The organism is Streptomyces sp. NPDC044704, from assembly GCF_056433525.1.
Genome location: NZ_JBWKGY010000004.1, coordinates 658,955 through 666,740, shown reverse-complemented (window position 1 = coordinate 666,740; position 7,786 = coordinate 658,955). Strand labels below are relative to the sequence as shown.

Below are 7,786 nucleotides of genomic sequence, written 5' to 3'. Positions count from 1 at the left end.
CGGGCGAGGGCGTCTCGGATCTGGTGCATGCTGCGGTGTGGGGCCTGGTGCGGTCGGCGCAGTCGGAGAATCCGGGCCGGTTCGTCCTGGTCGACCTCGACGCGGACGGTGAGCTGGAGTCGGGTCTGTCGGTTGCGCTGGCTTCGGGTGAGTCCGAGGTGGCGGTCCGGGGCGGTTCGGCTCTGGTGCCGAGGCTGGCGCGTGCCGTGCTCTCGGCCGATGAGCCGTCTGCCGCCTGGGATGCCGACGGCACGGTGTTGGTGACGGGTGCGAGTGGTTCGCTGGGCGGGCTGTTCGCGCGTCATCTGGTCGCTGAGCACGGTGTGCGGCGTCTGCTGCTGGTGAGCCGTCGTGGCTCCGGCGCGGAGGGCGCGTCGGATGTGACGGCTGAGCTTTCGGCTCTGGGTGCCGAGGTGTCGTGGGCGGCGTGTGATGTGGCCGACCGTGAGGCTCTCGCGGCCGTACTGGCCGGTGTTCCGGTGGAGCACCCGCTGTCGGCTGTGGTGCACACGGCCGGTGTGCTGGATGACGGCGTGGTCGGTTCGCTCACCGCCGAGCGGCTGTCGGCAGTCCTGCGTCCGAAGGTGGACGCGGCCTGGAACCTCCACGAACTGACCCGGGATCTCGATCTGTCGGCGTTCGTGCTGTTCTCCTCTGCTGCTGGTGTGTTCGGTGGCGCCGGTCAGGCCAACTATGCGGCGGCGAACACCTTCCTGGACGCCCTGGCTGCCCACCGCAGGGCTGAGGGCCTGTCGGGTACGTCTCTCGCCTGGGGTCTGTGGGCCGAAGTCGGCGGTATGGGGAGTGCCCTGGATGCCGAGGACGCGTCGCGTCTGGGCCGTGGCGGCGTGAACGCCCTGTCCGCAGGCGAGGGGGTGGCGTTGTTCGATGCCGCCTCGGTCTCCGGGCAGTCACTCCTCGTACCGGTGAAGCTGGACCTCGCGGCACTGCGGGCCCAGGCGGGGAGCGGGATGCTTCCGCCGCTGCTGTCCGGGCTGGTGCGGATGCCGGCACGTCGTGCGGCCCGGGGTGGTGCCGCCGGTGGTGCCTTTGCCCGGCAGGTTGCCGCGCTGGCTCGGGACGAACAGCCGGGTGCAGTACTGGCGTTGGTGTGCGGTCAGGTGGCTGCGGTCCTCGGTTTCGCCGGGCCCGAAGCGGTGGATCCGGCGCGCTCGTTCAGCGAGGTCGGCTTTGACTCCCTGACCGCCGTCGAACTCCGCAACCGCCTCGGCGGCGTGACCGGCGTACGCTTGCCCGCCACCCTCGTCTTCGACTACCCGACCCCCACCGCCCTGTCGGAGTTCCTGCTCGCAGAGCTCCTCGGCAGCCAAGAAGCGTCCGCAGCCGCGGCTCCGGTTGCCGCCGGGGCACGCGATGACGAGCCGATCGCGATCGTCGCGATGGCCTGTCGGTTCCCCGGCGGTGTCCGCTCTCCCGAGGACCTGTGGAGTCTCGTACTGGAGGGCAGGGACGCGATCGCCGGCATGCCGGAGGACCGCGGCTGGGACCTCGACGGCCTCATGCCCGGTTCGGATGGTCAGGGGACCGGATGCAGCCCCACGGGCGGATTCCTGTACGACGCGCACCACTTCGATCCGACGTTCTTCGGGATCTCCCCGCGCGAGGCCCTCGCGACCGACCCGCAGCAGCGGCTGTTGCTGGAGACCTCGTGGGAGGCGTTCGAGCGGGCCGGGATCGACCCGGCGACCGTGCGGGGCAGCCGGACGGGTGTGTTCGCCGGTGTCATGTACAACGACTACGGCACTCTTCTCCACCGGGCACCCGAGGGCCTCGAAGGCTACATGGGCACCTCCAGCTCGGGCAGTGTCGCCTCGGGACGCGTCTCCTACACCTTCGGTCTCGAAGGCCCGGCCGTCACCGTCGACACCGCCTGCTCGTCTTCTCTCGTCACACTGCACTTGGCCGCCCAGGCACTCCGCAGCGGCGAATGCGATCTCGCACTCGCCGGCGGCGTCACCGTGATGGCAACCCCCGGTACCTTCGTCGCCTTCAGCATCCAGCGCGGGCTGGCGAGTGACGGCCGTTGCAAGCCGTTCGCCGCCGCGGCCGATGGGACGGCATGGGGTGAGGGTGTCGGCATGCTCCTCGTGGAGCGGCTGTCGGACGCCCGCGCCAAGGGCCACCCGGTCCTGGCCGTCCTGCGGGGCTCGGCGATCAACCAGGACGGCGCGAGCAACGGCCTGACGGCCCCCAACGGCCCGTCCCAGCAGCGCGTGATCCGCCAGGCCCTGGCCAATGCCCGCCTCACCGCCGCTGAAGTGGACGTGGTCGAGGCGCACGGCACCGGCACGACCCTCGGCGACCCGATCGAAGCCCAGGCGCTGCTGGCCACGTACGGGCAGGAACATCCCGCCGAGCAGCCGCTCCTGCTCGGCTCCATCAAGTCGAACATGGGCCACACCCAGGCCGCGGCCGGTGTCGCGGGTGTCATCAAGATGGTCCAGGCGATACGGCACGGGGTCCTTCCGAAGACCCTGCACGTGGACGAGCCGACCCCGCACGTCGACTGGTCGGCGGGAGCCGTCTCCCTGCTCGAAGCCGCCACTCCCTGGCCGGAGACCGGCCGCCCGCGCCGCGCCGCCGTCTCCTCCTTCGGAATCAGCGGCACCAACGCTCACACGATCATCGAACAAGCCCCGGAAGAGCCGGAGTTCGCGCCCGCACGGAACACCGGGCCGGTTCCGTCGTCCGTACTGCCGTACGTGCTTTCGGCGAAGTCAGCGGACGCACTGCGCGGCCAGGCGGCCCGGCTGCGGGCCCACCTGGCGGACGCGGCCGAGCTCGCGACGGGCGACGTCGCGTATTCGCTGGCCACGACCCGTGCCGCGTTCGACCACCGTGCCGTGATCGTGGCGGCGGACCACGAGGAACTCCTGCGGGGCTTGACCGCACTCGAGGACGAGGCTGCGGCCGCTGGACTGGTACGCGGCACCACGGGCGGCGGAAAGACCGCGTTCGTGTTCCCGGGCCAGGGTTCGCAGTGGGTGGGTATGGCTGCCGCGTTGCTGGACACCTCACCCGTGTTCGCGTCGCGGATCGACGAGTGTGCGAAGGCCCTGGAACCCTTCACCGACTGGTCGTTGGTGGAGGTACTGCGTGGCGCCGAGGGCGCGCCGTCGCTGGACCGGGTGGATGTGGTGCAGCCTGCGCTGTTCGCGGTGATGGTGTCCCTGGCCGAGGTGTGGCGTGCGGCGGGTGTGCGTCCGGGTGCGGTGATCGGGCATTCGCAGGGCGAGATCGCTGCCGCCTGCGTCGCGGGCATCCTTTCCCTTGAAGACGCGGCCCGAGTGGTGGCCCTGCGCAGTCAGGCGATCGGCAGGGTCCTGGCCGGTCTCGGCGGCATGGTCTCCGTGCCCCTGCCGGCCACCGAAGTCCGCTCGCGCATTGCCCCCTGGGGTGAGGAGCGGATCTCCGTCGCCGCCGTCAACGGCCCATCCTCCGTGGTGATCTCGGGCGAGGTGGAGGCCCTGGAGGAGTTCCTGGCCGCCTGCGAGGCGGACGGGATACGTGCCAAGCGGATCGCGGTGGACTACGCCTCGCACTCCGCGCAGGTCGAACTGCTCCGCGAGGAACTCGACGAACTGCTCGCACCCATCACCCCCCGGGCGGCCGAGGTGCCGTTCCTCTCGACCGTCACGGGCGAGTGGGTCAAGGGACCGGAGCTGGACGGCGCCTACTGGTTCCGGAACCTTCGCCGGACGGTGGAGCTGGAGGACGCCACTCGCACCCTCCTCGACCAGGGCTTCGGCGTGTTCATCGAGTCCAGCCCCCACCCCGTCCTCACCGTCGGGATGCAGGAGACGGTGGAGGACGCGGGCCGTGAGGCGGCGGTACTCGGTTCGCTGCGCCGTAACGAGGGGGGCCTGGAGCGGTTCTGGCTGTCCCTGGGCGAGGCATACGTCCGTGGTGTCACCGTGGACTGGGACGCCGTCTTCGCCGCCACGGGCGCCCGGCGCGTCGACCTGCCCACGTACGCCTTCCAGCACGACCGGTACTGGATCGAGGTACCGGTGTCCCCGGTCGGGGACGTGGCGTCCGCCGGGCTGGGTCCGGCCGGGCACCCGCTGCTGGGGGCGGCCGTCGAACTGCCCGACTCGGACGGGTTCCTGTTCACGGGACGCCTGTCGCTCCAGACCCACCCCTGGCTGGCCGACCACCGGGCCGCGGACGCCGTACTGCTGCCCGGCACTGCCTTCGTGGAGCTCGCGCTGCACGCCGGTCAGCGGGCCGGCACCGCCTTCCTGGAGGAACTCACCCTGGAGGCACCGCTGGTGCTGCCCGAACATGGTGCGCTCCAGCTACGCCTGTCGGTGGCCGCCCGCGACGAAGCGGGACGGCGCCTGCTGCACGTGCACTCGCGTGCGGAGTCCGGCGGCGAGGCCGATCCGAACCGGGACGAGTCCTGGACCCGGCACGCCAGCGGGGTGCTCGGCGCCGTCGACGCGGTGACCCCGCCGCCGGCGACCGGCTCGGAGGTCTGGCCTCCCACGGGGGCCGAACAGCTCGACGTGGCCGACCTGTACGACGGGTTCGCCGCCCTCGGGTACGCGTACGGTCCGGCCTTCCGGAACCTGCGGGGCGCATGGCGGCTCGGCGACGAACTGTTCGCCGAACTCGCCCTGTCCGACGGCCCCCAGGCCGACGCGGCGCACTTCGGCGTGCACCCGGCGCTGCTCGACGCGGGCCTGCACGGCCTCGCCCTGGGCTCCTTCCTCACGACCGGCGGCGACGAGGCGAGCGAGGACGGCGGGATCCGGCTGCCGTTCTCCTTCACCGGCGTCGGCCTGCACGCCGTCGGTGCGGGCGCGCTGCGGGTGCGGCTGGCTCCGGCGGGATCCGGCGCCGTGTCCCTCGCGGCGTTCGACGAGCGCGGCGAACCGGTCCTCTCGGTGGAGTCGCTGCTGCTGAGGGCGATCGACCCGGCCCGCCTCCGGACGGCCGGGCCCGCGTTCCACGAGTCGCTGTTCCGACTGGAGTGGCCCGCGCTCACCGGTAACTTCCCCGCACCGAGCGGGCGTTGGTCCGTGATCGGGTCCGACCCCCTCGGTCTCGAAGCCACGCTGCGCGCGGCGGGCATCCCGGCCGACGCCTACGAGGACGTGGACGCGCTCGCGGACACGGTGCTCGCCGGGAAGCCGGTGCCCGACACCGTCCTGGTCTCCTGCTCCGCCCTCGGCGGGCAGCACGCCGCGGACACCGCGCAGGCCGCCCGGCGGGCGGCCCGCGACGCCCTGGAGCTCGTACAGACCTGGCTGGCCGAGGAGTCCCTCGCCGGAGCACGCCTGGCGGTGGTCACCCGCGGGGCGGTCGAGGTACGGCCGGGTGACGGCGTACCGGACCTGGCGCACGCGGCCGTCTGGGGGCTGCTGCGCTCCGCGCAGTCGGAGAACCCCGGACGGATCCTGCTCCTCGACCTCGCCCCCGACACCGACCTCGCCCCCGACCTCGACCCCGAACACGGCACCGGCGCGCCCGAGGACGCTCCGGTGGACCTCGGCGCGCTGCTCGCCGCGGCGGTGGCGAGCGGGGAACCCCAGCTCGCCGTCCGCGGCGGAGCCCTGCACGCCGCCCGGCTGGCAAGGGTCCCCGCAGCTCGCCCCGCGGCGGACGGCCTCGCCCACGAAGCGGCGGACCGGCCCGCGGCGGCCCCCGCGCTGGACCCGGACGGCACCGTCCTCATCACCGGCGGCACCGGAGTCCTCGGCAGCCTGCTGGCCCGGCACCTGGTGACCGAGCGGGGAGTGCGGCACCTGCTGCTGACCAGCAGGCGCGGACCGCGCGCCGAAGGCGCCGCGGAACTCGTCGCGGAACTCGCCGGGCTGGGCGCCGAGGCGGCCGTCGTCGCCTGCGACGCCTCCGACCGGAAGGCCCTGTCGGCACTCCTGGCGGGAGTCCCGGTCGAGCACCCGCTCACCGCCGTCATCCACACGGCGGGCCACCTCGACGACGGACTCGTACCCTCCCTGACCCCCGAGCGGATCGACACGGTCCTGCGGCCGAAGGTCGACGCGGCCCACCACCTGCACGAACTGACCCGGGACCTGGACCTCGGGGCGTTCGTCCTGTTCTCCTCGGCGGCCGGCACGCTCGGCAGCCCCGGACAGGCCAACTACGCGGCGGCCAACGCCTTCCTCGACGCCCTGGCCCAGGACCGGCGCGCGGCGGGCCTGCCCGCCCTGTCGCTGGCCTGGGGGCTGTGGGAACAGCGCAGCGAGATGACCGGCGAGCTCACCGACGCCGACGTCCAGCGGATGGCGCGCGCCGGACTGGCCCCGCTCACCTCCGCGGAGGGCCTCGCCCTCTTCGACACGGCGTGCGCGCTGACGGCCGCGGGCCCCGACGGCGACGCGGGCTCCGCACCCGACGGCGGTGTGTTCGTCGCCATCAGGCTGGACACCGCCCCGCTGCGGGCCCAGGCCGATGCCGGAGCACTCCCGGCCGTCTTCCGGGGGCTGGTGCGCGGCGGGCTGCGGAAGGCCGCCGGAGGCGCCGCCGACGCGGCCGCGTCCGCTGCCGCGCGACGGCTGGCGGGCCTGTCCGCCCTGCCGGAGGAGGAGCAGGAGCGGGTGCTCCTGGAGGTGGTGCGGGCCCAGGCCGCCGCGGTACTGGCCTACCCGTCGCCCGACGCGGTGGGCGAGTCCCAGGAGTTCCTGGAACTGGGCCTGGACTCGCTGACGGCGGTCGAACTGCGCAACCAGCTGAACGCGGCGACGGGACTGCGGCTGCCCGCGACCCTGCTCTTCGACCACCCGACCCCGCTCCTGGTCGCCGGACGGCTGCGCGCCGAGCTCGCCGCGGCCCGCGGCGGCCGGGCCGGAGCCGGCGCCGAGGCGGAACCGGACGGGGCCGACGGGCTCCTCGGAGCCATGCTCCAGGAGGCCGGCACGCAGGGCACGGCCGGCCAGTTCACGGAACTCCTCATGCAGGCCTCGCGGTTCCGGCCCTCGTTCGCCTCGGCGGCCGAGCTGCGCAAGGCACCCGGCCTGGTGCGCCTCTCGCGCGGCGACACGGGTCCCGGACTGGTCTGCTTCTCCTCGATCCTGTCGATCTCCGGCCCGCACCAGTACGCGCGGTTCGCGTCCGCGTTCCGTGGCCGACGGGACGTCCACGCGATGGCGGCCCCCGGCTTCCTGCGCGGCGAACAACTGCCCGCGACCCCCGACGCGGTGATCGAGGCGCAGGCCGAGGCCGTCCTGAAGCACGCCGACGGGGCGCCGTTCGTCCTGGTCGGACACTCCTCGGGCGGCATGCTCGCCCACGCGGTGGCCGGGAGGCTGGAGAGCGCCGGGGTCTTCCCGGAGGCCGTGGTGCTGGTCGACATCTACTCCCACGACGACGACGCCATCATGGGCATCCAGCCCGGCCTGTCGAAGGGGGTGGACGAACGCCAGGACAGCTACGTCCCGGTCGACGACAACCGGCTGCTCGCGATGGGCGCGTACTTCCGGCTGTTCGCCGGCTGGAAGCCGGAAGCCGTGAAGGCGCCCACGCTGCTGGTCCGGGCCGGGGAGCGGTTCTTCGACTGGACCCGCTCCACGGACGGCGACTGGCGGTCCTACTGGGATCTGGAGCACACGGTCGTGGACGTTCCCGGCAACCACTTCACCGTGATGGAGCAGCACGCGCCGACGACCGCGCGAGCCGTCGAGCAGTGGCTGGACTCCCGCCCCTGACGGCGGCAGGGGTCCGGCGACACCGGGCCGGGCCCCACCCCTGTGAGGGGTGGGGCCCGGCCCGGTGCGGTCGCCGTCCCAGGTCCTGGGGG

Annotated in this window: 1 protein-coding gene; it reads left to right on the top strand. The window is 73.4% G+C overall.

From position 1 onward, the window contains the following. A partial coding sequence (locus tag AC07B0_RS13840) for an SDR family NAD(P)-dependent oxidoreductase (RefSeq protein WP_478898166.1) occupies positions 1-7,694 on the top strand: 7,694 nt, incomplete at its 5' end. Between the last annotated feature and the right edge of the window lie 92 nt (positions 7,695-7,786).